At 68.8% G+C, this 26,396-nt stretch carries 24 protein-coding genes; 15 read left to right on the top strand and 9 right to left on the bottom strand.

Features of this window, described 5'->3' with window-relative positions:
- Window positions 1-17 precede the first annotated feature (17 nt).
- The 6 genes from SLNSH_RS15175 to SLNSH_RS15150 all read right to left on the bottom strand — a co-directional run bounded on the left by SLNSH_RS15175 (window position 18) and on the right by SLNSH_RS15150 (window position 6,825).
- The gene (locus SLNSH_RS15175; RefSeq protein WP_106337852.1) at window positions 18-1,406 is read right to left on the bottom strand and encodes a M20 family metallopeptidase; all 1,389 of its coding nucleotides are present in this window, start codon (window positions 1,404-1,406) and stop codon (window positions 18-20) included.
- A gap of 14 nt (window positions 1,407-1,420) precedes the next feature.
- Window positions 1,421-2,416 (bottom strand): ABC transporter ATP-binding protein, encoded by a 996-nt coding sequence (locus SLNSH_RS15170; RefSeq protein ID WP_280954477.1) that lies wholly within the window; start codon window positions 2,414-2,416, stop codon window positions 1,421-1,423.
- Window positions 2,413-3,384, bottom strand: coding sequence for an ABC transporter ATP-binding protein (locus SLNSH_RS15165; protein WP_106337851.1), 972 nt, complete (start codon window positions 3,382-3,384; stop codon window positions 2,413-2,415). The genes SLNSH_RS15170 and SLNSH_RS15165 overlap by 4 nt, the downstream gene beginning before the upstream one ends.
- A gap of 4 nt (window positions 3,385-3,388) precedes the next feature.
- Entirely contained in the window at window positions 3,389-4,279 is an 891-nt protein-coding gene (locus tag SLNSH_RS15160; RefSeq protein WP_106337850.1) for an ABC transporter permease, read from the bottom strand.
- 1 nt (window position 4,280) lies between these two features.
- Window positions 4,281-5,198 carry an ABC transporter permease gene (locus SLNSH_RS15155; protein WP_106337849.1) on the bottom strand — a complete coding sequence of 306 codons (918 nt, stop codon included), beginning with the start codon at window positions 5,196-5,198 and terminating at the stop codon, window positions 4,281-4,283.
- A gap of 94 nt (window positions 5,199-5,292) precedes the next feature.
- Window positions 5,293-6,825 carry an ABC transporter substrate-binding protein gene (locus tag SLNSH_RS15150; RefSeq protein WP_245422362.1) on the bottom strand — a complete coding sequence of 511 codons (1,533 nt, stop codon included), beginning with the start codon at window positions 6,823-6,825 and terminating at the stop codon, window positions 5,293-5,295.
- Window positions 6,826-6,981: 156 nt separating this feature from the next.
- Between SLNSH_RS15150 and SLNSH_RS24620 the strand changes: the two genes are divergently transcribed.
- From SLNSH_RS24620 to SLNSH_RS15090, 11 genes are all read left to right on the top strand, one after another.
- Complete coding sequence (locus SLNSH_RS24620) at window positions 6,982-7,884, top strand: LysR family transcriptional regulator (RefSeq protein ID WP_158266771.1); 903 nt, start codon at window positions 6,982-6,984, stop codon at window positions 7,882-7,884.
- 95 nt (window positions 7,885-7,979) lie between these two features.
- A complete protein-coding gene (locus SLNSH_RS15135; RefSeq protein WP_106337847.1) occupies window positions 7,980-9,602 on the top strand; it encodes an ABC-F family ATP-binding cassette domain-containing protein in 1,623 nt (540 codons plus the stop codon).
- An 83-nt stretch (window positions 9,603-9,685) separates the two neighbouring features.
- Window positions 9,686-10,174, top strand: coding sequence for a DUF2938 domain-containing protein (locus tag SLNSH_RS15130; protein WP_106337846.1), 489 nt, complete (start codon window positions 9,686-9,688; stop codon window positions 10,172-10,174).
- Between the two features lie 97 nt (window positions 10,175-10,271).
- Window positions 10,272-10,658, top strand: a complete 387-nt coding sequence (locus SLNSH_RS15125; RefSeq protein WP_106337845.1) for a DUF1330 domain-containing protein — start codon at window positions 10,272-10,274, stop codon at window positions 10,656-10,658.
- Between the two features lie 108 nt (window positions 10,659-10,766).
- Entirely contained in the window at window positions 10,767-11,225 is a 459-nt protein-coding gene (locus tag SLNSH_RS15120; RefSeq protein WP_106337844.1) for an SgcJ/EcaC family oxidoreductase, read from the top strand.
- Between the two features lie 15 nt (window positions 11,226-11,240).
- Window positions 11,241-11,459, top strand: coding sequence for a dodecin (locus SLNSH_RS15115; protein WP_106337843.1), 219 nt, complete (start codon window positions 11,241-11,243; stop codon window positions 11,457-11,459).
- A 255-nt stretch (window positions 11,460-11,714) separates the two neighbouring features.
- Window positions 11,715-13,013 (top strand): chloride channel protein, encoded by a 1,299-nt coding sequence (locus SLNSH_RS15110; protein WP_106337842.1) that lies wholly within the window; start codon window positions 11,715-11,717, stop codon window positions 13,011-13,013.
- A gap of 142 nt (window positions 13,014-13,155) precedes the next feature.
- Entirely contained in the window at window positions 13,156-14,169 is a 1,014-nt protein-coding gene (locus SLNSH_RS15105; protein WP_106337841.1) for an ABC transporter substrate-binding protein, read from the top strand.
- A gap of 80 nt (window positions 14,170-14,249) precedes the next feature.
- On the top strand, window positions 14,250-15,020 hold the full coding sequence (locus SLNSH_RS15100) for an ABC transporter ATP-binding protein (protein ID WP_106337840.1): 771 nt from the start codon (window positions 14,250-14,252) through the stop codon (window positions 15,018-15,020).
- A gap of 56 nt (window positions 15,021-15,076) precedes the next feature.
- On the top strand, window positions 15,077-15,937 hold the full coding sequence (locus SLNSH_RS15095) for an ABC transporter permease (RefSeq protein WP_106337913.1): 861 nt from the start codon (window positions 15,077-15,079) through the stop codon (window positions 15,935-15,937).
- A gap of 35 nt (window positions 15,938-15,972) precedes the next feature.
- Window positions 15,973-16,995, top strand: coding sequence for an ABC transporter substrate-binding protein (locus tag SLNSH_RS15090; protein ID WP_106337839.1), 1,023 nt, complete (start codon window positions 15,973-15,975; stop codon window positions 16,993-16,995).
- Window positions 16,996-17,044: 49 nt separating this feature from the next.
- Here the strand turns inward: SLNSH_RS15090 and SLNSH_RS15085 are convergent, their stop codons facing one another.
- Window positions 17,045-18,133 (bottom strand): mandelate racemase/muconate lactonizing enzyme family protein, encoded by a 1,089-nt coding sequence (locus SLNSH_RS15085; RefSeq protein WP_106337838.1) that lies wholly within the window; start codon window positions 18,131-18,133, stop codon window positions 17,045-17,047.
- A 263-nt stretch (window positions 18,134-18,396) separates the two neighbouring features.
- Between SLNSH_RS15085 and SLNSH_RS15080 the strand changes: the two genes are divergently transcribed.
- A complete protein-coding gene (locus SLNSH_RS15080) occupies window positions 18,397-18,627 on the top strand; it encodes a tautomerase family protein (RefSeq protein ID WP_106337837.1) in 231 nt (76 codons plus the stop codon).
- Between the two features lie 22 nt (window positions 18,628-18,649).
- On the opposite strand, the gene SLNSH_RS15075 is transcribed toward SLNSH_RS15080, so the two are convergent.
- Window positions 18,650-20,803, bottom strand: coding sequence for a glycoside hydrolase family 3 N-terminal domain-containing protein (locus tag SLNSH_RS15075; RefSeq protein WP_106337836.1), 2,154 nt, complete (start codon window positions 20,801-20,803; stop codon window positions 18,650-18,652).
- A 169-nt stretch (window positions 20,804-20,972) separates the two neighbouring features.
- On the opposite strand from SLNSH_RS15075, the gene SLNSH_RS15070 reads away from it, so the two are divergent.
- From SLNSH_RS15070 to SLNSH_RS15060, 3 genes are read left to right on the top strand one after another with little or no spacing between them, the layout of a single operon-like run.
- Window positions 20,973-22,787: an ABC transporter ATP-binding protein/permease gene (locus SLNSH_RS15070; protein ID WP_106337835.1), complete on the top strand. Its 1,815-nt coding sequence runs from the start codon at window positions 20,973-20,975 to the stop codon at window positions 22,785-22,787.
- On the top strand, window positions 22,784-24,016 hold the full coding sequence (locus SLNSH_RS15065) for a glucoamylase family protein (protein WP_106337834.1): 1,233 nt from the start codon (window positions 22,784-22,786) through the stop codon (window positions 24,014-24,016). Before SLNSH_RS15070 ends, SLNSH_RS15065 begins: the two co-directional genes overlap by 4 nt.
- Window positions 23,998-25,620: an alpha-amylase family glycosyl hydrolase gene (locus SLNSH_RS15060; protein ID WP_245422361.1), complete on the top strand. Its 1,623-nt coding sequence runs from the start codon at window positions 23,998-24,000 to the stop codon at window positions 25,618-25,620. The genes SLNSH_RS15065 and SLNSH_RS15060 overlap by 19 nt, the downstream gene beginning before the upstream one ends.
- On the opposite strand, the gene SLNSH_RS15055 is transcribed toward SLNSH_RS15060, so the two are convergent.
- A complete protein-coding gene (locus SLNSH_RS15055) occupies window positions 25,617-26,276 on the bottom strand; it encodes a phosphoribosyltransferase (protein ID WP_106337833.1) in 660 nt (219 codons plus the stop codon). The genes SLNSH_RS15060 and SLNSH_RS15055 overlap by 4 nt on opposite strands.
- Between the last annotated feature and the right edge of the window lie 120 nt (window positions 26,277-26,396).

Here is a 26,396-nt window from a genome sequence, read left to right as displayed (position 1 = left end):
GGTCCGAAGGCTCAAATTCAGAGCGCAGGCGTGTCGCCGCTGCCAAGGTCCCAATAGAGACCCGCCATGACCTGAAGCCCTTCCCTGGCGATCGCTACCGGCAGGTGCTCATTCGGCGCATGCTGGGAGCAGCCCGGGTAGGAGTGGGGCACCCAGATCGTGCGGAGCCCCAGCACCTCCGAGAAGATGTCGTTGGGCAACGAGCCGCCCAGGTTGGGCAGCAGCGCCGGCTTCTTGCCCGTGGTCTTCGCCAGGGAGTTGACCGCCCATGTGACCCAGGGGTCGTCCGGATCAAGCCGAGTGGCGTGGAAGATCTCGTCGCGGCTCTTGGCGATCTGCACCATGGGAAAGCTGTGCCGGTCGAGATGGCGACGCAACGCGGGCAGCACCTCGTCAGGGTCGATGCCGACCACGAAGCGGAGCTGGCAGCGCGCCCAGGCCTTGGGGGGCACGGCGTTGACCGGCGTTTCCGGGTTCCCGGCCTTCATGGCGAGCACGTCAAAGGAGCACCAGCCGAAGACCTGCTCGGCCGGGCTCAGGCCGGGCTCGCCCCAGTTGCGGTCGATGGTGGGGCCATCCGGGCCGCCGTCGATCTCGCAGTCGGCCAGCACGCGGCGCACGGAAGCGGGCAGCTCCTTCGGCACCCATTCGTGGATGCGGATCTGCCCCGTCGGGGACACGATGGTGCTGATCGCATGCGCCAGCTGGATGGCGGGATCGGAGAGAATGCCGCCCCAGTTGCCCGAGTGGTGGCCGCCTTCGCGGGCGTCGATGGTCATGTCGAAGGTGACGCCGCCGCGCGAGCCCAGGAAGATGGTCGGCCGCTCGGCGTTGAGGCGCGGGCCGTCGGAGGCGATCAGCATGTCGGCCTTGAGCAGGTCCTTCTGCTCCGCGCAGAGGTCGCGCAGGCCGGGCGACCCCATCTCCTCGCCCATCTCGATCAGGTACTTGGCGTTGAAGCCAAGCTTGCCGCGGGTTTCCAGCACGGCGCGCAGCGCCTCGACGTTGATGATGTGCTGGCCCTTGTTGTCCACCACGCCGCGGCCGTACCAGCGGTCGCCGACTTCCGTAAGCGTCCAGGGGGACAGGCCCTCGTTCCAGTCCTTGTCGAGCCCGCGGATCACGTCGCCGTGGCCGTAGCCCAGAACGGTCGGGAGAGACGGGTCCTCTATACGCTCGGCGTACAGGAATGGGCCTTTCGCGGCCTTGTGGCTGAGCGTCCGGCATGTGAAGCCGAGCCCTTCGAGGAGAGGGCGCATCTCCCTCTCGATGTAGGTCACGAGCGTGTCGGCGCGCTCGGGGTTCTGGCTCTCGGTCGGCATCGCCACGAGGCGGGCGAGGTCGGCCTTGAACCCGCCTGAGGTGAAATAGCGCTCGGCGCGGGCGACGGCGTCTTCGCGGGACATGGGCGGTTTCCTCGTCAGTTCTTGGTCTTGGGCAGGGAGGCGTTCGCCGGAGAGGGCGGATAAAGGTGGCAGGCCACGGCGTTCTCGCCGCCTGCGTCGCGCAGCAGCGCGGGCGTGACCTTGTCACAGGGCTCGAAACGCCGCGGGCAGCGCGGGTGGAAGGAGCAGCCCGGCGGCGGATTGAGCGGGTCCGGGAAAGCCACGCCGAGATGCGTGTCGGGCAGGCCGAGCCCCGGCTCCGGCGTGAGCACGGAGGCGAGAAGCGCCTGGGTGTAGGGGTGGCGCGGGTTGCGGAAGAGGCTATCCGTGTCGGCCAGCTCGACTACGCGGCCGAGATACATCACGGCCACGCGGGTCGCGATGTGCTCCACCACGGCCAGGTTGTGGCTGATGAACACGTAGGTGAGGCCGAGCTCCTTCTGCAGGTCCATCAGGAGGTTCAGGATCTGCGACTGGACGGAGACGTCCAGGGCGGAGGTGGGCTCGTCGCAGATGACGATCTCGGGATTCATCACCAGCGCGCGGGCGATCGCGACCCGCTGGCGCTGGCCGCCCGACAGCTCGCGGGGATAGCGGTCCGCGAAGCGCTGGGGCAGGCCGACGCGGTCCAGGATGTCGAGCACCTTGCGGCGGCGCTCCTCGGCGGTGCCGACGCCGTGCACCTCTAAGGGCAGCGCCACGATGGACGCGATGGTGCGCCGCGGGTTCAGGGACGAGTAGGGGTCCTGGAACACGGGCTGGACGCGCCGCGCCACCGTCTTGTGGCCCAGGTCCCGGATGTTCCGGCCCTCGAGCGTGATGGCCCCGGCGCTCGGGGGCAGGAGGCCCAGCAGCATGCGGGCCAGGGTGGACTTGCCGCAGCCGGACTCGCCCACGATGGCGAGCACCTCGCCCTTGCGGATGTCGAGCGAGACGCCGTTCACGGCGTGCAACGTCCGGCGGCGCCGGAACATCCCCTGGCCGACCTCGAAGGAGCGGGTCAGGGCGTCGGCTGTGAGGAGCGCGTTCACGCGGCCTTCTCCAGGATGCAGCGCCAGCGGTGGCCGTCGACCTCGCGAGCGGGCGGGTCTTCGGCGCAGACCGGGCGGGCGTGGGGGCAGCGGTCCCGGAAGCTGCAGCCATGCACCTCGCCCACCAGCGAGGGAACGACGCCCGGGATGGCGCCGAGGCGGCCGCCGCGGGCGGTGCGGCCGGGAACGGGGATGCAGTCCAGCAGGCCGCGCGTGTAGGGATGGCGCGGATCGCTGAAGAGGGCCGCGGCCGGTCCTTCCTCCACCACCTGGCCGGCGTACATCACGGCCACGCGGTCGGCGATGCGGGCCACCACGCCAAGGTCGTGGGTGATCAGCATGATGGCGACGCCGAACTCCTTCTGGAGGTCCGCCAGGAGCCTCAGGATCTGGGCCTGGATGGTCACGTCCAGCGCGGTGGTGGGCTCGTCGGCGATCAGCAGCTCCGGCTCGCACATGAGCGCCATGGCGATCATGACGCGCTGGCGCAGGCCGCCGGAGAGCTGGTGGGGGTACTGGCCCAGCCGCTCGGCCGGGGAGGCGATGCCGACCTTGTCCAGCAGGTAGACGGCCCGGTCCCGCGCCTGGGCGGCGCTGGCGCCGCGGTGCAGCCGGTAGGGCTCCGCGAGCTGGTCGCCGATGGTGTAGGCCGGGTTCAGGGCCGTCATGGGCTCCTGGAAGATCATGGCCATGCGGTTGCCGCGAAGCGCATTGAAGCGCTTGCCGGGGGCGCGGCTCAGGTCCTCGCCGGCGAAGGACAAGGCAGCGGCGCTGCGGCGGGCGCCCTTGGGCAGCAGGTCCATGATCGCGAGGGAGGTCATGGACTTGCCGCAGCCGGACTCGCCGACGACGCACAGCGTCTTGCCGCGCTCCACCTTGAGGGAGATATCGCGCACGGCGTGGAGGACGCCGCCGGCGGTGGCGATGTCGACGCTGAGGCCGCGGACGTCGAGAATGGTGTCGGTCATGGCGTCAGCCCCGGCCGTCCGGCGAGATGACGTCGCGCAGGCCGTCGCCGGTGAGGTTGATGGCGAAGATCAGCAGGGCGAGCGCCGAGCCCGGGATGGCGATCAGCCAGAAGGAGAAGAACATGTAGGCCTTCGCCTCAGAGATCATCAGCCCCCAGGACGGCAGCGGCGGCTGCACGCCCAGGCCCAGGAAGGACAGGGCGGCCTCCAGCAGGATGGCGCTGGCCGCCTCCAGGGTGGCCACCACGATCAGCTGCGGGGCGATGTTGGGGAGCACTTCACGCAGGACGATGTGAGCGGTCGATGCGCCGGCCGCGCGGGCGGCGGCCACGTAGTCCTGCGAGCGCACCTGCTGGGTGGCGCTGCGCATCACGACGGCGAAGCGGTCCCACTTCAGAAGCCCGAGCACCAGGATCACGATCCACAGCGAGCCGCCAACCATCGCCACCACGGCCAGGGCCACCAGAATCACCGGCAGGGACAGGCGGGTGGTGACGATGAAGGTCATCGCCATGTCCATGCGCCCCCCGAAATAGCCGGCGAGGAGGCCCATGGTCGTGCCGATAAGGCCGGCGATGATGACGACGCTGACGCCGATCAGCAGCGAGATACGGGCGCCGTAGAGGAGGCGGGACAGGTAGTCGCGGCCGAGCTGGTCCGTGCCCAGCGGGTGGACCCAGCTTCCCTTGGCGTACCAGACGGGCGGGATGGTCCGCTGCGCCAGGTTCTGCAGGTAGGGATCGTGCGGCGCCAGCAGCGGCGCGAAGACGGCGAGGAGCGCGATCAGGACGAGCAGGCCGGCGCCGACCAGGAAGGCGTGCTGGCCGCGCAGGCGGCGCAGCAGACGGGCTGTCCGGGACGGCTGGGCCGCGGGGGAGGAGAGAGCGAGACTCATCTCAGGCCACCCGGATGCGCGGGTCGAGCCACGCGTTGGCGATGTCGGAGGCCAGCGTGAGCAGCACGTAGATGACGGACAGCAGCAGGACGATGACCTGCATGACCGGGAAATCCTTGTAGGTGATGCTCTGGTAGGCGAGGTAGCCCAGGCCATCGAGGGCGAAGATCGTCTCGATCACAACCGAGCCGCCGAGCAGAAAGCCGAGTTGCACGGCCGTGAGGGCCACGACCGGCACCACGGCGTTGCGCAGCGCATGCTTGAAGATCACGGTTCGGGCCGGCAGGCCCTTGGCGCGGGCAGTGCGGATGTAGTCGGCCGACAGCACCTCGATCATGCCGGCGCGGATCAGCCTCATGAAGGCGGGCGCGACGTAGTAGCCGAGCGCGATCGTGGGCATCACGAAGTGCAGCCAGGTCGAGGAGCCGGACACGGGCAGCCAGCGCAGCGTGATGGAGAACAGCATCACGAGGCAGAGCGCGAAGAAGAAGTTGGGCAGCGCCTGGCCGACCACAGCCACGCCAAGGGCGAGCCGGTCAATCCAGCTGTTGGAATAGACCGCCGCGAGCACGCCGAGCGGAATCGAGATCACCAGCGCGAACAGGAGCGAGGTGAGGCCGAGCAGCAGGGTGACAGGGAGCTTGGCCAGCACGAGGCTGCTCACATCCGTCTTGAAGTAAATAGACGTGCCGAAGTCGCCGCGCAGCGTCTGCCAGAGCCAGGACAGGTACTGGACGACCAGCGGCCGGTCGAGGCCGTAGGTCTGGCGAATGATGTCGAGGTCTTCCTGGCGTGCGCCCTCGCCGGCTATGGCGGTGGCCACGTCGCCCGAGAGGCGGATCAGGAAGAAGGCGAGGGCGGAAACCGCGAGGGCGACCAGCAGCGCCAGCCCGAGCCTCTTGACGATGTAGGCGATCATGACAGTCCCTGGGCGTCGGCCGGCTGGGCCGGCCTTGGCCGCGGCGCCGGCCGCGACTGCTCGCGGCCGGGTTCGGTGGCGGACGGGTTGCGCGTCACTTCCAGGTCATTTCCCAGAAGCGGGGCATCTCGTCCGGGTAGGCCTTGAAGTTCAGTTCCGCATTCGCGGCGTAGTAGACCGGCAGCGAATAGAGCGGCACCGCGTAGGCCTTGTCGGCGATGATCTTGAGCGCCTGCTTGTAGGCGTCCTTGCGGACCTGCGGGTCCACGGAGCTGTTGCCCTTGAGCAGGAGGTCGCGGACCTCGGCGTCGTGGGTGATGTCCTCCGCGGTGAACGCGAAATAGTTCGGCGTGGCGGCGGACACGTCGTTGACCGAGAACGAGCCCCAGGTCTGGTGCGTGAGCATCGCCTTTCCGCTGGTGATGACGTCGCGCATCGCGGCGTACTGGAGGAAGCGAAGGTTGGTGCGGATGCCGACGGCCTTGAGGTAGCCGATCATCGCTTCGGTCTGGTTGCGCTCGCGGTACGCCACGATGTCGAGGTCGAGCCCATTGGGATAGCCGGCTTCGGCCAGGAGCTTCTTGGACAGCGCGGGATCATAGGTGTAGCGCGCCGCGCCCTCGTCCGTGCAGCCGAACTGAGCGGGGAAGCAGATCGTGTTCAGCACGCGCGAGCCCGCGCCGACGATCTCCTTCACCATGGCCTGCCGGTCGATGGCGTGGATGATGGCCTTGCGCACCCGCTCGTCCTTCAGGGCGGGGGCGGGGGTGTTGTCGAGCGTGTTCATCTGCATGAACACGATGCGCATGGTTTCGCCCGAGACGATCTGCAGCGTCGGGACCTGCTGCAGTTGCTCGGCTTGGTCCTTCGGCACGCTCATGATCAGGTCGACGCCGCCCGAGAGGGCCTCGGCCATCTGGGTCTGCCGGTCTGGGATGAAGCGGATCTCGATCTTCGAGATCTTGGGCTGCGGCTTGGGCGAATCCTTGAAGTAGTTGGGATTCTTGACGAGCGTGATCGACTTGCCCGGCACATAGTTGGAGACCATGTAGGGGCCGGAGCCGACCGGCTTCTCGTTCTGCCCCTTAGGGCCGACCTTCTCGTAGTACTCGTTGGGATGGATCACCACCGGGCCGGCCAGGTACTCGATGGCGGCCGGGAACACCTTCTTGGTGATCACGCGCACCTTGTACTTGTCGACCTTCTCGGCCTTTTCGATCCAGTTGACGTTCTGCTGGGTGACGACCTTGTTCTCGGGCTTCGAGATGAAGTTCAGCGTGTAGACGACGTCGTCCGCGTCGAACTCCTCGCCATTGTGGAACTTCACGCCCTGGCGGAGGTCGAACTCGATCGTGCGGTCGTCGACCTGGCGCCAGGCGGTCGCGAGCTGGCCCTTGTATTCGCCCGTGTTCGGGTCGCGGTACACCAGCGTGTCCCAGACGTGCTGGCCGATGATGACGCCGATGCGGACGTTGTTGAAGAAGGGGTCGACGCTCTCGGGGGCCTGGTCGTAGGCCATGCGGATCGTGTCGTCGGCCTTTCCGGCCAGCGCGGGGGTGAGCGCCGCCGTGGCGGTGAACGCCGTCGCAGCCAGGCCCGCAAGGGCCGTCCATCGCATCATCTTCATGATCGCTCCCTGAATCTTTGTCTTTATTGGCCCGGGCGGGGTCGGGATTGGCCGTTCACGGCCGTGGCGGCGAATTTGCCAACACATTCACGTTGCCGCCATAACAATGAATCGAATGGATCATTGCCCGATCGGCAATGCACGCGAGGCCCCCCGTTGCACCCGTCCGCCCTGCGCTACTTTCTCGAAGTCGCCCGCACCGGCTCGGTGAACGCCGCCGCGGAGCGGCTGCGGGTGTCCGCGTCGGCCGTCAGCCGTCAAATCGCCAAGCTGGAGGACGAGGTCGCCTCGCCCCTGTTCGAGCGGCGGTCCCGCGGCATGGCGCTGACCCATGCCGGGCGCCTGCTGTCGAGCTACGCCCAGCGCGCCGCGCTCGAGAGCGAGCAGATCGTCAGCGAAATTCGGGAGCTCAACGGCGCGAGCCGGGGCATGGTGCGCATCGCCGCGACCGAAGGCATGGCGAACAGCGTGGTGCCGGAGGTGATCCACGCTTTTCGGAAGGAGCGTCCGCACGTCGTGTTCGACCTGCAGGTCATGGCGCCCGCCGACGTCGTGCCGGCGGTGCAGGAGGGCGAAGTGGATGTCGGCGTCTCGTTCTCGCTCTCGCCGGAGGGGGGCGTGCAGATCCAGTGGCAGGGCGCCAAGGCGAGCTTCGCCTTCGCCAGCCCGGAGCATCCGCTGATAGGCCGGGGCGTTGTCAGCATCGCGGAAATCTTCGCCCACCCGATCGCCATCCTGGACGACGCCGCGACGATCCGGCGCGTGCTGGACATGTACTGCGCCACGAAGGGGCTCTCGCTGGAGCCCGCTCTGACCTCCACCAACGTGGCGAGCCTGCTGCATTTCTGCCGGTTCGGTGGAGGGGTGACCTTCGCCACGTACCTGTCGGCCCGGGCGGCCGTGCGCGACGGCCATCTGGCCCTTGTGCCGTTCGAGGAGGCGAACTTCCTGGAGCGCAACCTGCAGATCCAGACCATGCTCGGCCGGCAACTGCCGCACACTGTCCAGGACTTCATCTCTGCCCTGATCGCCGAGCTGGAGGCGCCCGGGCCGCTCTAAAGTGCGCCGAGCGCGACAGTGCGGCGCGGCAGGGAGCCTTCCCCCCGGCGCAATCCGTGGCATAAGGGCGCCCAAATTCGCCTGGCCCGGAACTCATGATCAGACTCGAAAACATCAGCAAGCAGAACGGACACCAGATCCTCTTTATCGAGGCCGCCGCGGCGATCCAGCGCGGCGAGAAGGTGGGGCTCGTTGGGCCGAACGGGGCCGGCAAGTCGACGCTGTTCCGGATGATCACCGGCCAGGAGAGCCCGGATGAGGGCCAGGTGGCGGTCGACCGCGGCGTCACCATCGGCTACTTCAGCCAGGACGTGGGCGAGATGTCGGGCCGCAGCGCCGTCGCAGAGGCGATGGACGGGGCCGGGCCGGTGAGCGAGGTCGGCGCGCAACTGCACGAGCTCGAGGCGGCCATGGCGGATCCGGACCGCGCCGATGAGCTCGACGCGCTGGTCGAACAGTATGGCGAGGTGCAGGCGCGCTTCGAGGAACTGGACGGCTACGCGCTGGAAGGCCGGGCCCGGGAGGTGCTGGCGGGCCTCAGCTTCAGCCAGGAGATGATGGACGGCGACGTGGGCGCCCTTTCCGGCGGATGGAAGATGCGCGTCGCCCTGGCGCGCATCCTGCTCATGCGTCCGGACGCGATGCTGCTGGACGAACCGAGCAACCATCTGGACCTGGAGAGCCTGATCTGGCTCGAGGATTTCCTGAAGGGCTACGAAGGCGCCCTGCTGATGACTTCGCACGACCGCGCGTTCATGAACCGCATCGTGAACAAGATCGTGGAGATCGACGGCGGCTCCCTGACCACCTACGCGGGCGACTACGAATTCTACGAGCAGCAGCGGGCGCTCAGCGAAAAGCAGCAACAGGCGCAGTTCGAGCGCCAGCAGGCGATGCTGGCCAAGGAGATCAAGTTCATCGAGCGGTTCAAGGCCCGGGCGTCCCATGCGGCGCAGGTGCAAAGCCGCGTGAAGAAGCTCGAGAAGATCGAGCGCGTGGAGCCGCCCAGGCGGCGGCAGACCGTCTCGTTCGACTTCCCACCGGCGCCGCGCTCCGGAGACGACGTGATCAGCGTGAAGGGCGTCAGCAAGGCCTATGGCGAGCGCCGGATCTACGACGCTTTGGACTTCCAAGTTCGCCGCGGCGAGCGGTGGTGCGTGATGGGCGTCAACGGCGCCGGCAAGTCCACGCTGCTGAAGCTGGTGACCGGGACGACGCAACCGGATGGTGGTTCGATCACGGTCGGCGGCAGCGTGAAGGTCGGCTACTTCGCGCAGCATGCAATGGAGTTGCTGGACGGCGAGCGGACCGTTTTCCAGTCGCTGGAGGATGCGTTTCCGCAGGCCGGGCAGGGGTCGCTGCGGACGCTGGCGGGCTGCTTCGGCTTCTCTGGCGACGACATCGAGAAGAAGTGCCGGGTGCTGTCGGGCGGCGAGAAAGCGCGGCTGGTGATGGCGCGCATGCTCTATGATCCGCCGAACCTGCTGGTGCTGGACGAGCCCACCAACCACTTGGACATGGCCACCAAGGAGATGCTGATCGAGGCCTTGTCGCGCTTCGAGGGCACGATGCTGTTCGTCTCGCATGACCGCCACTTTCTCGCCGCGCTGTCCAACCGGGTGCTGGAGCTGACGCCCGAAGGGGTCCACCACTATGGCGGCGGCTACACGGAATACGTGGCGCGCACCGGCCAGGAGGCGCCCGGGCTTCGCCACTGACGGCCGGATGACGGGAGGTCGGCGCGGGGCTGGCGCCGACTCGCAAAGCGGGTTGGAATAGGGCCCCGCCCGCGAGACCCCCTATGGCCGACTTCCTCCTTCGCTCCGTCCTCATCGGCGCCGGCGCCACGGCGCTGATGGACCTCTGGGCCATCCTGCTCAACCGCGTCTTCGGCCTGGCGCTGCCCAACTGGGCCCTGGTAGGCCGGTGGTTCTGGCACCTGCCGCGCGGCGCCGTGTTCCACGACGACATCGCGGCCGCGCCGCCCTACGCGCACGAGCTGGCGCTGGGCTGGATCGCGCATTACGCGATCGGGATCCTGTACGCGGCCGTGCTCCTGGTCGTCGCGGGGCCGGGCTGGGCCGCGCATCCGACGTTCCTGCCCGCGTGGATCGTCGGGCTGGTCACGGTCGGCGCAGGCTGGTTCCTGCTCCAGCCTGGCATGGGCGCGGGCTGGGCCGCCTCGCGCCGCCCCAACGCCAACCAGATCCGCATCCTCAACATTGTGGCCCACACCGTCTTCGCGGTCGGGCTGTACGGGTCGGCGCTGGCCTTGCGGGCGGCCGCCTGAGGATCGAGGGTCCCAACCCGCACCCTCACAGCAAAGGTCTCGGCTGCATCGGGGCCACGTGGTACATTGGATCGGTCCAGTGACATGGAGGACGTCCATGGCGAAGCCACGCATGGTGGCGCTGGCGCTGATCATCGGCTTCGCCCTGGGCGGCGTCGCCGGTCAAAAGCTGCACGCGCAGTCTCATCCTCCCGCCTACGTCATCTCGGAGATCGAGGTGACCAACCCTGACGCCTACGCCAAGGAGTATGTGCCCCTGGCGAACAAGGCGCTGGCTGACAGCGGCCAGAAGCGGCTGGCCTCCGGCGGCAGGACGGTTTCGCTGGCGGGCGCCCCGCCAGCCTCGCGCGTGGTCGTCTCCGTGTTCGAGTCCATGGAGAAGGCCCAGGCGGCCTACAGTTCGCCCGCCTACGTGGACGCGCGCAAACTCGGCGACCGCTATGGAAAGCTGCGCATCTTCGCCGTGGAAGGCCTCGCGCCCTAAGGCGCGCCGGTCTCGCGCGCAGCCCTGAACCCGGCCGCCGATTCGCTGGCTGCCGGGCGCATCCGTATTTCGTCGTGAGGACTCCAACCAACGAGGGAGGACGTCGCCATGCTTGCTCACCGGCTCGTTCAGTCCTGCGCCTTGCTCGTCGCGACATGCCTGCCGGTCCTCGCCGGTCCCGCGGAGGACGCCAACGCCGCCGTCGATCGCTGGTCCGCCGCCTACACGAGCAACGACATCGACTCGCTGGCCAGGAACTACTGGGCGGACGCCATCCTGCTCGGGACGGTCAGCCCCGTGATGTCTGAGGGCGAGGGCGCCATCCGGGCCTATTTCGGGACCCTGAAAGGCAGCGGCAACAAGAACGACATCCAGGAGCGGCGGACCATCGTCCTCGACGACAACGCCGTCGTGGTGACCGGCTTCTACCTGTTCACCCGGATGAACGAGGGACAGCCCGTGCCCGGCCCATCCCGCTTCACCATGCTGCTGACCCGCCGCGATGGCGAGTGGCGCATTGCCCACCACCACTCGTCGCCCCATGTGCTTCCCAAGAAGCAGCCCTGAAACCGGGAGGCCGCCATGGACGACCACGTCTACAAGATCGTCGAACTCGTGGGATCGTCGACCCAGAGCATCGAGGACGCGATCCAGACCGCGATCAAGCGAGCGGACCAGACAATCCGCAACCTGCGCTGGTTCGAGGTGATCCAGACCCGCGGGCACGTGGAGAACGGCCAAGTGCGGCACTACCAGGTCGTGCTGAAGGCCGGGTTCACCCTTGAGGAGGGTGGCCAGTAGCATCCAGGGTTCGAGACGCGGGAGTCTCGACCGCCTGGCTCCTCCGGGAACGTGCTCCGCGGGTCAGGTTCGCGAACGAGGCTGGCTCGGCCGCAGCCCCGGTCCGCGGGCGGCAGGAATGCGCTTGGGCCGGTTCCGCCGGACGGGGAACCGTGATCAACAACCGGGGTCGCTAAACTGCGGCAAGGTGACAGCAGGGATTGAGCAGCGTCGCGCGACGGCCCACGGCCGGACGACGCCCAGGGGCGGTGATCGATGAAGGCTGTTCGGCGCGCGAGGTTCATCCTGGGCAGGACCCGGTTGCGCCGCAGCCTCATCTTCGTGGCCGGAGGGCTTGCGGTCGGGCTCGCGGCTGTCGCCGTGGCGTGGCTGGCTGACGAGGCTCAAGCGTCGTTCCGCCACTTGGAGACGCTTTGGCCCTGGGCGCCCTGGATCGTGACGCCGCTCGGCTTCGTCGCCTCCGTCTACGTGACGGACCGTTTCTTTCCCGGCGCGGGCGGAAGCGGAATTCCGCAGGTCATGGTTGCTCGATCCACGGACGACCAGGCTGCGCGCGCATTCCTCGTGTCGCTCAAGGTCGCCTTCGGCAAGATCCTGCTGCTCACCTGGGGGCTGGCGACAGGCGCTTCCATCGGCCGCGAAGGGCCGACCGTCCAGATCGGCGCCTCCATCATGTTCGCGGCGGGGCGGCTCGCGCCTCACCGGCAGCCGGGCTTCGTCCTGGCCGGGGCGGCGGCGGGGGTCGCTGCGGCGTTCAACACGCCGCTTGCCGGCATTGTGTTCGGAATTGAGGAGCTCAGCCGCTCCTTCGAGGTGCGCACGAGCGGGCTCGTGATCGGGACCGTGATCGCCGCCGGCCTGACTTCGCTCGCCCTGCTGGGGGACTACGCCTATTTCGGCCACGCGTCGGCCGGGCTGGGGTTCGGGGCGGCCTGGCTCGCGATCCCCGTGTGCGGGATCGCTGGAGGCGTCTTCGGAGGGGTGTTCATCCGCGTGTCGAAGGCCTGCGCCAAGCGGATGCCCAACCCGTTCCGGCTCTCGCCGCGGGCGCATCGGCTCACGGTGGCGCTGGCGTTAGGCCTGATCGTGGCCGCCTGCGGGTGGTTGTCGGGCGGAGCCACGTACGGCACCGGCTATGAGCAGGCCAAGGCCATCCTGCACGGGGAAGGTGCGGCCACTGGGTGGTTCGCGCCGCTCAAGTTCATCGCCACGCTGGCGTCGTCGGTGAGCGGCGTTCCAGGCGGCATCTTCTCGCCTTCGCTTTCCATCGGCGCGGGCCTGGGGGGCGCCCTGGCGGGACTTCTCCCCAGCGCTGACGCCAGCGTGTTCGGGCTCCTGGGGATGGCGGCCTTTCTCACCGGCGTGGTCCAGGCGCCGATCACGTCATTCGTGATCGTGTCCGAGATGACCCAGAATCACGCCCTGATCATCCCGCTGATGCTGGTGGCCGTGATCGCCGACGGTGTCTCGAAGCTGATCGCGCGGCGGGGCGTGTACCACGAGCTGGCAGGCGTGATCGTCGCCAAGATGAGGTCCGCGGCCGCGCGCGGGTAAAGCGCGGGCCAGTTGCGAACAGGCGAATTTGGGCGTGAATGCCCACCGCCTTGCAGCGAGTCCGTCGATCCGGTACATCACTAATGCATTAGTGCAATACTCGAATGAGACGCCCTGATAGGGCGCATCCGGAGGAAATGCTTTGATCAATCGTCGCGACGTCTTGGCCGGCATCGCGGGGCTCGCGGCCGCTTCGGCCGCCACCCGCGCCTTCGCTCAACAGAAGACCGAGATCTCCATCAGCCGGCAGCCGGGCATCCTGTACATGCCGCTGCACGTGATCGAGAAGCACAAGCTGATCGAGAAGCACGCCCAAGCGCTCGGCATCTCTGGCGCCGCGGTGAAGTGGATCTCGTTCAGCAACGGCGGAGCCCAGCAGGACGCGCTCATCTCGGGCAACGTGGACCTGGTCAACACCGGGACCGGGCAGCTGCTGCTCCTGAACGACCGCACCCGTGGCGGCGTGAAGGGCATCGTGGCGAGTTCGGCGTGCCCGCTCACCTTCGTGAGCCGCGACCCGCGGATCAAGTCGCTCAAGGACATCGGCCCCGGCGACAAGATTGCGGTGCCGACCGTGAAGGTGTCCACCCAGGCCATCCTGCTCCAGATGGCGGCTGCGCAGATGTTCGGGCCGGACCAGTACGCCAAGTTCGACGCCAACACGGTCCAGCTGGGGCACCCGGACGCCTTCGTTGCATTGAAGAACCCCACGCACGAGGTGAAGAGCCACTTCGCGGCGCCGCCCTATGACTACTACGAGCTCAAGGACGTGCCCGGGGCGCACGCGGTGGCGACCTCCGCCGAGATCATTGGCGGGCCGCTGTCGCAGGGGCAGTTCTTCACGAGCACCAAGTTCGCCGAAGCGAACCCGAAGTGGATCGAAGCCGTGCGCAAGGCCGCGGAAGAGGCCAAGTCCATGATCGAGGCCGACATGAAGGCTTCCGTGGAGGCCTACAAGGAAATCAACAACGACAAGACGCCCACCGAGACGCTGGTCGACCTCATGAAGCAGCCAGGCATGGCGGAGTTCAACCTGTATCCGCAGGGCACGATGAAGTTCGCCGCCCACCTGCACAAGGTCGGGTCGCTGAAGGCCATGCCGGCGTCCTGGAAGGACTACTACCTCCCGATCGCCTACGACATGCCGGGCAACTGACCGGCCCCGGGCGCGGCTTTTCCCCCGCCGCGCCCGCCCACAGCGTGCGGTCCCCTTCGGCCCAAAGGTTTCTTCCCCTGATGACCCAGCCCCTTCTCGACGTGAGCGGCGTGACGCTGCGCTACAAGACGCCCGGCGTGCTCGTGACCGCCACCGAGCGCGTCAGCTTCCAGGTCAACACGTCCGATCGTTTCGTGCTGCTGGGGCCATCCGGCTGCGGCAAGTCCACGCTGCTGAAGGCGGTGGGCGGCTACCTCACGCCGAGCGAGGGCGCCATCACCATCAAGGGCCGCAAGGTGACCGAGCCGGGCGCGGACCGCATGATGGTGTTCCAGGAGTTCGACCAGCTGCTGCCGTGGCGCACGGTGCTGGAGAACGTCATGTTCCCCTTGCAGGTGGCGCGCCGCCTGGGTCGCAAGGAGGCCGAGACCAAAGCTCGGCACTACATCGACAAGGTCGGGCTCACCCGGGCGGTGAACAGCTACCCGCACACGCTGTCGGGCGGCATGAAGCAGCGCGTGGCGATCGCCCGCGGCATGGCCATGGAGCCCGACATTCTCCTGATGGACGAGCCCTTCGCGGCGCTCGACGCGCTGACGCGGCGCACCTGCCAGGACGAGCTGCTGCAGCTCTGGGAAGAGACCAAGTTCACGGTGCTGTTCGTGACGCACTCCATCGCGGAGGCGATCAAGATCGGCAACCGCATCCTGCTGCTCTCGCCGCATCCCGGGCGGGTGAAGGCCGAGGTGGTCGACGTGGACAAGGTCTCGCCCACGGACGGCACCGCCGGCCAGCTCGAGAAGAAGATCCACGAACTGCTGTTCGCCGACGAAGCGGCCCACGCGGAGTGAGCGCCATGACCACGATCACGCAACCCGCTCGCCCGTCGACCACGAAGGACGAGACCATCGGCCAGGCCCGCATCGCCATGCGCGACCAGGGCGGCGCCGGCGAGCACCTCGGCGAGGTGGAGCGCAAGCTCAGCACGCTCGAAATGCTGTGGGACAACGGCTTCGTACGCAAGCTCCTTCTGCTGATCCTGCTCGGGATCGTTTGGGAGATCTATGGTCGCTCGCTCAACAATCCGCTGCTGTTCCCGACGCTCTCGGAGACGTTCGACTCCATGAAGGACGGTATCGTCAGCGGCGTCCTGCCACTGCGCGCATGGACGTCCCTGAAGGTGCTGCTCATGGGCTACGCGGCCGGCGTGGTTCTCGCCGCCGCGCTCACCATCGCGGCTATCAACACGCGCCTCGGGACCGACTTCCTCGAGACCATGACGGCCATGTTCAGCCCGCTGCCGGCCATCGCGCTGCTTCCGTTGGCGCTGATCTGGTTCGGGCTCGGCAACGGCAGCCTGGTGTTCATCCTCATCCATTCGGTGCTGTGGGCGGTGGCGCTCAACACCCACTCGGGCTTCCGGGCCGTGTCGCAGACCCTGCGCATGGTGGGGCGGAACTACGGGCTGCGGGGCCTCGCGTATGTGTTCCGCATCCTGATCCCGGCGGCGTTCCCGTCCATCCTGACGGGCCTGAAGATCGGCTGGGCCTTCGCCTGGCGCACCCTGATCGCGGCGGAGCTGGTGTTCGGCGTGTCGTCCGGGCAGGGTGGTCTTGGCTGGTACATCTTCGAGAACCGGAACCTGCTCGACATCCCGGCCGTGTTCGCGGGCCTCCTGACCGTGATCGTCATCGGCCTCGTGGTCGAGAACCTGATCTTCCGCACGCTGGAACGCCGCACGGTCCAGAAGTGGGGCATGCAGAACTGAATCAACAAAACCAGCCAAGATCCCGGGAGGACACAATGTTTTCATGGACCCGACGCGCCGCACTGGCGGCGGCATCGGCGGCGGCGCTCACCTTTGCGGGAGCCGGCGGCGCCTCGGCCGAGGTCAGCCAGGTGCGCATCTCGAAGGGCTTCGGCATCCTCTACCTGCCGCTCATCGTGATGCAGGACCAGAAGCTCCTGGAGGCGCGGGCCCAGAAGGCCGGGCTGGGGGATGTCAAGATCGACTGGCTGACCCTCGACGGCGGCAACGTCATCAACGACGCCATGATGACGGGTTCGCTGGACTTCGCGGGGATCGGCGCCCCGGGCTTCATCACGCTCTGGTCGAAGGCCAAGGGCATCCCGAGCGCCGAGGTGGTCGGCGTGTCGGGCATGAGCGCGACGTCGCTCTACCTCAACACCAACAAGCCCGAGATCAAGTCGCTGAAGGACATCACGGCGGCGGACAAGATCGCGATCCCGGGCATCAAGACCTCGCTCGCGGCCGTGGTGCTGGAGATGATGGTCGCCAAGGAGTTCGGTCGGGAGAACTACGCCAAGCTCGACCCGATGACGGTTGGCCTGGCGCATCCCGAGGGGCTCGTGGCGCTCACCGGCGGCAAGACCGAGATCACCTGCCACTTCACGTCGCCGCCGTTCCAGTACCTCGAGCTGAAGAACCCGAAGATCCACCGGGTGGCCAACTCGGTGGATTATCTCGGCCGCATCACCCTGGACGTGACCTTCGCGCCCAAGAAGTTCGTCGACGCCAACCCCAAGATGACGCAGGCCTTCCTGGACGCCCTGGACGACGCCAATGCGCTGATCGCAGCCGACAAGAAGAAGGCGGCGGAGATCTTCGCCCGCAGCTCGAAGGTGAAGGTGGACGTCCACGAGGTGCAGGAGATGCTGGAGGACCCGGACACCCAGTTCTCCGCCACGCCCAACGGCGTCATGCAATTCGCGGAGTTCATGAGCCTGGCGGGCAGCATCAAGAAAAAGCCGGACGTCTGGTCCGACATGTTCATTCCGGCCCTGCGCGACCGCAAGGGGAGCTAGGAACAGGGGTCGTCGGCGCGGAATTCGCCGTTCCGCGCCGGCGAGCGCGTCAGCCGCGGATCTTGTCCAGGCCGGCCCAGTCGAAGGCGATGCCGTGGCCCGGGCGGTCCGGAGCGATCGCGAAGCCTTCCTCGATCCTGAGCGGCTCGGCGATGTAGCGCTCCAGCCCGAAGCCGTGGGCTTCCAGGTAGCTGCGGTTGGGGCAGGCAGCCAGCAGGTGCACCGTCACGTCGTGTGCGCCGTGGGTGGTGACCGGCAGGTTGAAGGCCTCCGCCAGGGCGGCGATCTTCATGAAGGGCGTGACGCCGCCGCAGTTGGTGACGTCCGGCTCCGGATAGGTCACCGCCCCGGCGGCGATATACTGCTTGAATTCCCACAGGGTGCGCAGGTTTTCGCCCGCCGCCACCGGCAGCCCGCCCTCGCGCACGATGCGCGCGTGGCCGGCCGGGTCGTCCGGGATCGTGGGCTCCTCCAGCCAGGTGAGGTCGTAGGGCGCGAAGGCGCGGGCCGCGCGAATGGCCTCGTCGGCGGTCCACTTCATGTTGGCGTCGACCATCAGGGGGAAGCCGTCGCCCAGGAAGTCGCGCATGGCGCGCACCTTCGTCACGTCCTCGGACAGCTTCTTGCGCCCCACCTTCATCTTGATGGCGCGGAATCCCTTGGCGAGGTTGCCCTCGGTCTGCTTGATCAGCTCATCCGCGGTAAGCTCGAGGTCGATGCCGCCGGCGTAGCAGGGCACCTTGGGGTCGAAACCGCCGAGCAGGTTCCAGAGCGGCAGGCTGGCGCGCTTGGCCTTGAGGTCCCAAAGGGCCATGTCGAAGGCCGAGATGGCGAGCACGGTCGGGCCGCCGCGGCCACCGTAGTGAAGCGCCCACCAGGCCTTGTTCCAGAGCCGCTCGATGTGGTCGGCGTCCTCGCCCACCACGATCTCGGGGAACTCGCGACGCAGGATGGCGTCGATCGCCGCGCCGTTGCGCCCCACCGTATAGGTGTAGCCGACGCCTTCTGCGCCCTCCGCGTCGCGCACGCGCACGGTGTTGAGCTCGAAGGCCTTCATCTCTCCGTGCATGCTGTCCGTCAGGACCACGGGCAGCGGGATGCGGTAGAAGCCGGCCTCGATGGCGGTGATGGCGGGCATGCGGATATCCTCCCATTGTGTTCTGTCGCTCAAGCCGCGTTCGAGCCCGCAAGGCGGGGTGTCCTGGCGCGTATGGCGGCCAAGTCGCTTCGGGCACGGATATCAGGCCCGAAGCGGCTGCGGCCAGCCTCCGGCAAGGGCGCCCTCCATGCGCGTCCCGCAGAGCGCGCTCGCGCGGTGATCGCGATGGACGATGGGCGCGGGCTGGACACGGCCGGTCCATGCGGTCACATGCTCTTGCGCTTCGCAGGAGTGAAACCGCCATGCCCCATGTCATCGTCAAGCTTTACCCCGGCCGGACGGAGGAGCAGAAGCAACAGCTCGCGGACGAGATCACGAAGGCGGTGATGGCCGCCGCCGGCTCCGCCGAGCGCTCGATTTCCGTGAGCATCGAGGACGTGCCTGCGGAGGACTGGGCGGAAAAGGTCTACCGGCCCGACATCATGGAGAGGCCGGACATCCTCTACAAGAAGCCGGGCTACAATCCACTCTGAGGCGAGGGCTGCAAACGGCGCCTCATGTCTGCGTGGGCGCCGGCCCCTCTCCTGGGCGGATCGCGACCGCCTGAAGCTGCGTCCGGTCGGCGCTGAAGCCGACGAAGATCTCGATGGCCTCCGGCGTTCGCCTGGTCGCGAGATCCGCGTCCAGGTAGGCGAAGTCGTCCGCGCTCAGGGTGAAAGTCAGGGTGGCTGAGCCGCCAGGGTCGAGCGCGGCCTTGCGGACCCCGCGCAGCTCCAGCACAGGCCGCGCCACGGCGGCGACCGTCGCTCGGACGAACAGGAACAGGGTCGCCTCGCCCCTCGGGCCGCCGGCGTGGCGCAGCTTCGCCGTCACCTGTATCGCAAATGGGTCGGCTCCGGGGCGGCGCTCCGCAGCCGCGGCCTCGATGGCGAAGCGGGCGTAGGAGAGCCCGTGGCCGAAGGGAAACAGCGGCTCCAGCGGCGCGTCGAGGTACTGGCTGGTGTAGTGGTCGCCCGCCCTGAAGGGTCGGCCCGACGGGCGCTGGCCGTAGAAGATTGGGATCTGCCCAACACATGCGGGCCAGGACACGGGCAGGCGCCCGGCCGGTTCGGCGCGGCCGGCGAGCACGTCCGCAATGGCAGGGGCCGCCTCGCTGCCGAGGAACCACGTCGCGATGACGGCCCTGGCGCCCGCGATGGCGTCCGTGGCGACTAGCGGGCGACCGCTTGCCAGAGCGAGGATCACGGGCGGGCCCAGCGCCAGCACGCGGCGAACCAGCCGTTCCTGACCCGGCGGCAGGACGGGTTCGGCCCGGCTCGCGGCCTCGCCGCTCATGTCCTCGGTTTCGCCTGCGAACAGAATCACATGGGAGGCGTCCTTCAAGGCGCGTGCGAGCGCTGCATCGTCAACCAGGGCCTCCGCAGGGACGTCGTGGACGGCCCGGGCCGGGAGCGCCGCCTGGAGGGCTTCCGGCAGGCCCGGCCGCCCGCCGGCTTCGCCGATGGCGGACCACGGGCCCAGCATGGGCTCGCCCAGGGGAGGGGCGGCGATGATCGCCACGGGCCCGCCCTCGGGCGCGAGGGGCAGGGCGTTCTCGTTCTTCAGCAGCACGATGGAACGCGTGGCTGCGCTCCGGGCGAGGCTGCGGGCTCGCTCGGGCGCGACATCGGGCCCGGCGGCCCGGCGGAAGGGATCCTCGAAAAGCCCAAGTTTCTCCTTGAGCCGCAACACGCGCCGGACCGCCTCATCGACCTGAGCTTGGGTCACGAGCCCGCGTTCCAGCGCGGCGGGCAATCCCGCCTCATAGGCGCCGCCCATCATGTCGATGTCCACGGTGGCGCGAAGGGCGAGCGCGGCCGCTTCGGCGATGTCGGCGGCGACCCCGTGCTTCATCAGTTCGGCGATCGCGCCATAGTCGCTCACGATGACGCCCCCGAATCCCCAGTCGCCGCGCACCAGGTCGCGCAGGATGCGCTGATTGGCCGTCATCGGCACGCCGCCGAGGTCCACGAAGGCCGGCATGATGGCGGCGACGCCCGCTTCCACGGCCGCCTTGAACGGCGGCACGTAGACCTCCTGGAGCAGGCGCTCGGAGACATCGACGGAGGCGTAGTCGCGGCCCGCCGTCACGGCCCCGTAGGCGCCCAGGTGCTTGGCCGTGGCGGCGATCGCGCCGTCGGAGGCGAGCCAGGAGCCTGGGCCCTGGAACCCTGCCACCTTGGCGCGGGCGAAGAGGCTCGCGAGCCATGGGTCCTCGCCGGGGCCCTCGGCGATGCGGCCCCAGCGGGGGTCGCGGCAGACGTCGAGCATGGGGGCGAAGGTGAGGGCGACGCCGTCCCGGCTGGCCTCGGCGGCGGCGAGGCGGGCGGTCTCGCGCCACAGGCCGGGATCGAAGGCGGCGGCCTCGCCAAGGGGAATGGGCGTCACCGTGCGATAGCCATGCACCACGTCGAGGCCGAAGAGCAGGGGGATCCCGAGCCGCGTTTCTTCCAGCGCGACGCGCTGGAAGCCCTCCATGGCGGGGCGGCCGATGGCGTTCAGCACGCTTCCGACAGCGCCGCGGCGGATGGCGGCGGCGAGATCATCGCGCGGCGCCGGCCCGGTGGTCGCGCCGGGGGCGGCCGTCATGGTGAGCTGGCCGACCTTCTCGGCCAGCGTCATGGCCGCGAGCAGGCGCTCGATCCGGTCCTCTTCGACGTTCCCGGGCATTGGCTTCGCTCAGCTTTCCGTTCGCCGAGCACACTATGCTCCCGCCTGGGCCGAGCGCCTATCGGCGCGGGATGCGTGGAATTCCCGATGCGCGGCAGGCGTCCAATAGGAAACACTACACGTCTGGATTGCAGAGCATGGACTGCAGCTTGCACCTTGGCGCCGCCTCATGAGCACCACCTCGAGGACAGCGCCATCCTCCCGAGGGCCCCTGGCCGAGGCGGCGGCCCTGTGGGCCGGATTCGGCAAGGCGCCCGGACGGGGCAGCGCCACGCTGCTCGCCGTCCTGCTGCTCGTGGTGATCTGTTGCAATGCGCTGGGGCAGATTCAGCTGAACTGGTGGCAGGGGCGCTTCTACGACGCGATCGGCCAGCGCGACTTCGCTGCGTTCGGCCGCGAGGCCGGCTGGTTCCTGGCCATCATCGCCGGCCTGCTGGTGCTCGTGGTGGCCCAGACCTGGATGCTCGAGTTGCTCAAGCTGCGGCTGCGCGAGCTTCTCACCCGTGGCCTCCTCGGCCGCTGGCTGCAGCCGCGGCGGGCCTACCTGCTGCGCTTCGCGGGCGAAATCGGCGAACACCCGGACCAGCGCGTCCATGAGGACGCTCGGCATCTGGCGGAACTGGGAGCCGATCTGAGCGTCGGCCTGGTGCAATCGACGCTGCTGCTGGCGAGCTTCATCGGGGTGCTGTGGGCGCTGTCGTCGAGCATGGAGATCACGCTTGCGGGCCGCACGTGGGCGATCCCCGGCTACATGGTCTGGTGCGCGCTCGCCTACTCGGCGCTCGGCTCTTCGCTCACCTGGGTGGTGGGCCGCCCTCTGATCCGCCTGAACACCGAACGCTACGAGCGCGAGGCCGAACTGCGCTTCGCCCTGATGCAGATCGGCGAGACCGCGCAGAGCATCGCGCTCTACCGCGGCGAGACCGACGCCCGCCACGTGGCCGGTGACGCCCTGGACGGCGTCATGCGCGTCGGTCGGAGCCTGGCTGACGCCCTGGCCCAGCTCACCTGGGTCACCTCGGCCTATGGATGGGGCGCGATGATCGTCCCGGTGCTGGCGGCGGCGCCGGCCTATTTTTTCGGCCCGCTGACGCTGGGCGGCCTCATGATGGTGATCGGGGCCTTCAACCAGGTGCAACAGGCCTTGCGCTGGTACGTCGACAACTTCGCCCGGATCGCGGACGCGCGCGCGACGCTCGACCGGGTCTACGCCATCCAGGAGGCGCTTGTGCGCCTGGAGCAGGAGGCCACGGCGGGGCGGATCGAGGTGGTCGAGGGCGCGGCCGACGAGCTGCGCATCGAGGAGTTGCGCGTACGGCTGCCCACGGGAACCGCGACCCTCGAGGGCACGCCATTGGTGGTCCGGCCGGGCGACCACCTGCTCATCGCCGGCGAGGCGGGGTCGGGCAAGAGCACAGTGTTCCTGGCGCTCGCCGGGCTGTGGACTGCCGGGGAGGGGCGCATCCTCCTGCCCCCCGGCTCGCCGGTCGTGTTCCTGCCGCAGCATCCATTCTTTCCGACCGGCGCGTTGCGGCAGGCCTTGCTGTACCCCGACGGCGGCGCGCCGGTGACGGATAGCGAGATCCGCTCCGCCCTGGCGCGGGTCGACCTGTCGCACCTGGCGGAGGACCTCGACCGGGCGGCGCGGTGGGACATCGAGCTCGCGCCGGAGGAGCAGCAGGCCTTGGCGCTCGCTCGCGCGCTCCTGGCGCGGCCCCGGTGGATCGTGATGGACGAGACGCTGAGCGGCTGCGACGAGGGCCGGCGGCGCAGCATGCTGGCGATGCTCGGGCGCGAGTTGCCCAACGCCGCGGTCATCGGCACCAGCCGCTTCGACGAGCGCGACGGGTTCTGGAAGACCATGGCGCGCCTGCGCCGCACCAACGGCGAAGGACGGCAGCGCTCCCAATCCGCCTCACACTGGCCGATGCCGAGCGTCCACGCGGCGGCGCCCGTCAAGATGCGGGGCGGATCGCGGCGATGAAGGACACCGACCTCCTGGACGCCGTCCAGCGGCAGACGCTCCGCTACTTCTGGGAAGGAGCCCACCCGCATTGCGGCCTCGCGCTCGACCGGAGCGTGCCGGGGCCGTACGGCCCGGACGCGGTGGCTGTGGGCGGTTCCGGGTTCGGCCTGATGGCCCTGTTGGCCGGCGTGGCGCGGGGCTGGGTCGAGCCGGGCGACTTCCGCCAACGGCTGCGTACGGTGCTGGATTTCCTGGAGGGCGCCGACCGCTTCCACGGCGTGTTCCCGCATTTCCTCCATGGCCGCACAGGCCGGGTGATCCCCTTCGCGCCGACGGACGATGGCGGCGACCTGGTCGAGACCTCGTTCCTGATGGCCGGGCTCCTGTGCGTGCGGGAATGGCTGCGCTTGGCGGAGCCCGCCGACGCCTTCATCCCACGCATCGACGCGCTCTGGCGCGCGGTCGAGTGGGATTGGCACACGCGGGGCGGTCGCCCGGCGCTCTACTGGCACTGGAGTCCCAACAACGACTGGGCGATGAACTTTCCCATACGCGGCTGGAACGAGTGCCTGATCACCTATGTGCTCGCGGCGGGTTCGCCGACGCATTCCATCAGCGCAGACACCTATCACCAGGGTTGGGCCGAGGGACCCGCCTTCCGCAATGGGCGCAGGTTCTACGGCGTGGAGCTTCCGCTCGGGCCGGACTGGGGCGGCTCCCTGTGCTTCGCGCATTACTCGTTCCTGGCGGTCGATCCGCGCGGGCTCCATGACCGCTACGCCGACTACTGGCGGCAGAACCTGGCTCATACGCTGATCCATCGAGAACACGCCATCCGCAATCCGGGCGGCTACGCCGGCTATGGCGCCGACTGCTGGGGGCTGACGGCCAGCGACGATGACCGCGGCTATCACCAGCACGCGCCGGACAACGACGTCGGGGTGATCGCGCCCACGGCGGCGCTGTCCTCCTTCCCCTACACGCCTGCCTATTCCATGCAGGCGCTGCGCACCTTCATGGGCCGCCTGCGGGAGCGGCTTTGGACTCCGCTGGGGCTCCGTGACGCGTTCTGCGAAAGCCGCGACTGGTACGCGCCCGCGACGCTCGCCATCGACCAGGGGCCGATTGTGGTCATGATCGAGAACCACCGCAGCGGGCTTCTGTGGAGGCTGGGCATGAGCTGCCCTGAAATTCGCGACGGCCTCGCGAGGCTCGGCTTCCGCTCGCCATGGCTCCCGTCCGCATGAGCGGGGGCGGGCAGCCATGGTGGCGCCGCGCCGTGTTCTACGAACTCTACCTGCGCTCGTTCCAGGACAGCGATGGGGATGGGATCGGCGACCTCCCCGGCGTGCTGCGCCGGGTGGACTACCTCGCGGAGCTAGGGGTCGACGCCGTCTGGGTGACGCCGTTCTACCCATCCCCCATGGCGGATTTCGGCTATGACGTGGCCGACCACTGCGGGGTCGATCCGACCTACGGCGCGCTCGCGGACGTCGACCGCCTGCTGGAGGCGCTCGATCGGCGTGGCATGCGCCTGGTCTTGGACTATGTGCCCAATCACACCTCGGTCGAGCATCCCTGGTTCCGGGAGGCGCGCGCGTCGCGAAGCGCGGAGCGGCGCGACTGGTACTTGTGGCGGGAACCGGCGCCCGACGGCGGGCCGCCCAACAACTGGCTGAGCCAGGCGGGCGGCTCGGCCTGGACCTTCGACGAGCGGACGGGCCAGTACTACCTCCATTCCTTTCTGCCGGAGCAGCCGGACCTGAACTGGCGCAATCCGGCCGTGAGGGAGGCCATGCTGCAGGTCCTCCGCTTCTGGCTCGACCGGGGCGTCCACGGCTTCCGGGTCGACGTGCTCGGCGCGCTCCTGAAGGACGCCGACTTCCGGGACGATCCGCCAAATCCGCGCTACCAGCCGGGGGATCCCGACTTCATGCGGCTTCTGCCGATCCGTAGCGCCAACCAGCCGGAGATCTTGGAGATCGTCGCCGCCATGCGGGCCGTGCTGGCGCGGTATCCGGGCGAGCGGGTGCTGATCGGCGAGTTGTACGATCCCGTGGAGACCCTCGTCTCGTATTACGGGCCGGCGCTCGGGGGCGTGCAGTTGCCCTTCAACATGAACCTGCTGTGGCTGCGCTGGTGCGCGCAGGGCGTGCTCGACCTGGTGAACCGCTACGAGGCAGGCCTGCCGGGGGGCGCCTGGCCCACCTGGGTTCTCGGCAACCACGACCAGCCGCGCGTCGCCTCCCGGCTCGGCCCCGGCCAGGCCCGGGTCGCCGCCATGCTGCTGCTCACCCTTCGGGGCGCGCCGACGCTCTACCAGGGCGACGAACTGGGGCTCCGCAACGCGGAAATCCCGCCCCACCGGGTCCGGGATCGCTTTACGGGGCCGGGGCGCTGCCGTGACCAGCAGCGATCGCCGATGCTGTGGGACGACGGTCCCGGAGCAGGCTTCACGGCGGGAGAGCCCTGGTTGCCGGTTGAGCCCCGGGCGGGAGCATCGGTGCGCGCCCAGCAGGAGGATCCCGGCTCCATGCTGTCGCTGACGCGCGCGCTGCTCGCGCTGCGCCGACGAGAGGCGGCCCTGGTCGATGGCGACTGGCGAGGCATATCGGCGGCGGACAACGTGCTGATCTATGAACGTTGCAACGCGGAACGGCGCATCCGGGTGGCGCTGAACATGGACGAGACGCCCAAGGAGGGCGGCTTCGCGGGGGAGGGCGCCTGGCGCGTCGCGCTCTCGACGGATCCGGCGCGGGACAAGGGCTGGATCGACGGGGTGTTCACGCTCGCGGGCGACGAGGGGGTGGTGCTCCGCCCGGAAAATCGAACAGGCGGCGGGCCGCGCTAGCCGTGTTCGCCGGCGCTCGGCTGGGCGCTGTTCCCAAGCAGGGCGGCGACTTCGTCGTCGGAGGTTTGCCGAAAATTTTCGTAGAAATTGCCGACACCCATGAAAAAGGCCGGCGTCTCCAGGCAGATCACCTTGTCGGCTTCGCCTTGCATCCCGTCCAGCGTTTCGGGCGGGGCGACCGGCACGGCGAGGATGAGTTCGCTTGGGCCTCGCGCCCGCATGGCGCGCAGGGCGGCCTTCGCGGTGGCCCCGGTGGCCAGGCCGTCGTCCACGACGATCACGGCGCGGCCCTGGACCGGCGCGGGCGAGGCGCCCATGCCGAAGCGCGCCCTGCGCTCCTCGATGACGCGCATCTGGTCGCGGACGAGCGACGCCCGGGCGCCCGCGTCCAGGTCAAAGGCGGCGACGAGGTCATCGTTCCAGACCGTGGCGGGAGGGTCGCCGTCCGCGACGGCGCCAACGGCCAGTTCGGGCTGGCCCGGGGCGCCGATCTTGCGCACCAGAACGGCGCGCAATGGGGCGTCGAGGGCCTTGGCGACCTCGGCCGCCACAGGCACGCCGCCACGCGCGAGGCCGAAGACCAGCGGCTGCTTGGCTTTGTAGTCGGCCAGGGCGGCCGCGAGCCGTCGCCCGGCGTCGATCCGGTTTCTGAACATGGGGCGCCTCGACTGCGCCAGGAGCCACGACGCGGAACTCTGGCACGAGTTTGCGTCCGCTTTGCGCCGGTTACGGCGCCGCCGTTCGGCGGATGTCGCCACGCCACCCGCGGGCTGCAC

Source organism: Alsobacter soli (assembly GCF_003004785.1).
Taxonomy (GTDB): domain Bacteria; phylum Pseudomonadota; class Alphaproteobacteria; order Rhizobiales; family Beijerinckiaceae; genus Alsobacter; species Alsobacter soli.
Note: the sequence above shows the minus strand (reverse complement) of the source record. Positions and strands in the feature narration are given on the sequence as shown.

What these genes read in the sequence shown, in the direction of transcription:
- SLNSH_RS15090 (WP_106337839.1), top strand. Translation starts at nt 15,973, where the DNA reads ATGTTTTCATGGACCCGACGCGCCGCACTGGCGGCGGCATCGGCGGCG.
- SLNSH_RS15125 (WP_106337845.1), top strand. Translation starts at nt 10,272, where the DNA reads ATGGCGAAGCCACGCATGGTGGCGCTGGCGCTGATCATCGGCTTCGCC.
- SLNSH_RS15055 (WP_106337833.1), bottom strand. Translation starts at nt 26,276, where the DNA reads ATGTTCAGAAACCGGATCGACGCCGGGCGACGGCTCGCGGCCGCCCTG.
- SLNSH_RS15165 (WP_106337851.1), bottom strand. Translation starts at nt 3,384, where the DNA reads ATGACCGACACCATTCTCGACGTCCGCGGCCTCAGCGTCGACATCGCC.
- SLNSH_RS15070 (WP_106337835.1), top strand. Translation starts at nt 20,973, where the DNA reads ATGAGCACCACCTCGAGGACAGCGCCATCCTCCCGAGGGCCCCTGGCC.
- SLNSH_RS15120 (WP_106337844.1), top strand. Translation starts at nt 10,767, where the DNA reads ATGCTTGCTCACCGGCTCGTTCAGTCCTGCGCCTTGCTCGTCGCGACA.
- SLNSH_RS15075 (WP_106337836.1), bottom strand. Translation starts at nt 20,803, where the DNA reads ATGCCCGGGAACGTCGAAGAGGACCGGATCGAGCGCCTGCTCGCGGCC.
- SLNSH_RS15150 (WP_245422362.1), bottom strand. Translation starts at nt 6,825, where the DNA reads ATGAAGATGATGCGATGGACGGCCCTTGCGGGCCTGGCTGCGACGGCG.
- SLNSH_RS15160 (WP_106337850.1), bottom strand. Translation starts at nt 4,279, where the DNA reads ATGAGTCTCGCTCTCTCCTCCCCCGCGGCCCAGCCGTCCCGGACAGCC.
- SLNSH_RS15130 (WP_106337846.1), top strand. Translation starts at nt 9,686, where the DNA reads ATGGCCGACTTCCTCCTTCGCTCCGTCCTCATCGGCGCCGGCGCCACG.
- SLNSH_RS15155 (WP_106337849.1), bottom strand. Translation starts at nt 5,198, where the DNA reads ATGATCGCCTACATCGTCAAGAGGCTCGGGCTGGCGCTGCTGGTCGCC.
- SLNSH_RS15085 (WP_106337838.1), bottom strand. Translation starts at nt 18,133, where the DNA reads ATGCCCGCCATCACCGCCATCGAGGCCGGCTTCTACCGCATCCCGCTG.
- SLNSH_RS15080 (WP_106337837.1), top strand. Translation starts at nt 18,397, where the DNA reads ATGCCCCATGTCATCGTCAAGCTTTACCCCGGCCGGACGGAGGAGCAG.
- SLNSH_RS15135 (WP_106337847.1), top strand. Translation starts at nt 7,980, where the DNA reads ATGATCAGACTCGAAAACATCAGCAAGCAGAACGGACACCAGATCCTC.
- SLNSH_RS15175 (WP_106337852.1), bottom strand. Translation starts at nt 1,406, where the DNA reads ATGTCCCGCGAAGACGCCGTCGCCCGCGCCGAGCGCTATTTCACCTCA.
- SLNSH_RS15065 (WP_106337834.1), top strand. Translation starts at nt 22,784, where the DNA reads ATGAAGGACACCGACCTCCTGGACGCCGTCCAGCGGCAGACGCTCCGC.
- SLNSH_RS15115 (WP_106337843.1), top strand. Translation starts at nt 11,241, where the DNA reads ATGGACGACCACGTCTACAAGATCGTCGAACTCGTGGGATCGTCGACC.
- SLNSH_RS15060 (WP_245422361.1), top strand. Translation starts at nt 23,998, where the DNA reads ATGGCTCCCGTCCGCATGAGCGGGGGCGGGCAGCCATGGTGGCGCCGC.
- SLNSH_RS15110 (WP_106337842.1), top strand. Translation starts at nt 11,715, where the DNA reads ATGAAGGCTGTTCGGCGCGCGAGGTTCATCCTGGGCAGGACCCGGTTG.
- SLNSH_RS15100 (WP_106337840.1), top strand. Translation starts at nt 14,250, where the DNA reads ATGACCCAGCCCCTTCTCGACGTGAGCGGCGTGACGCTGCGCTACAAG.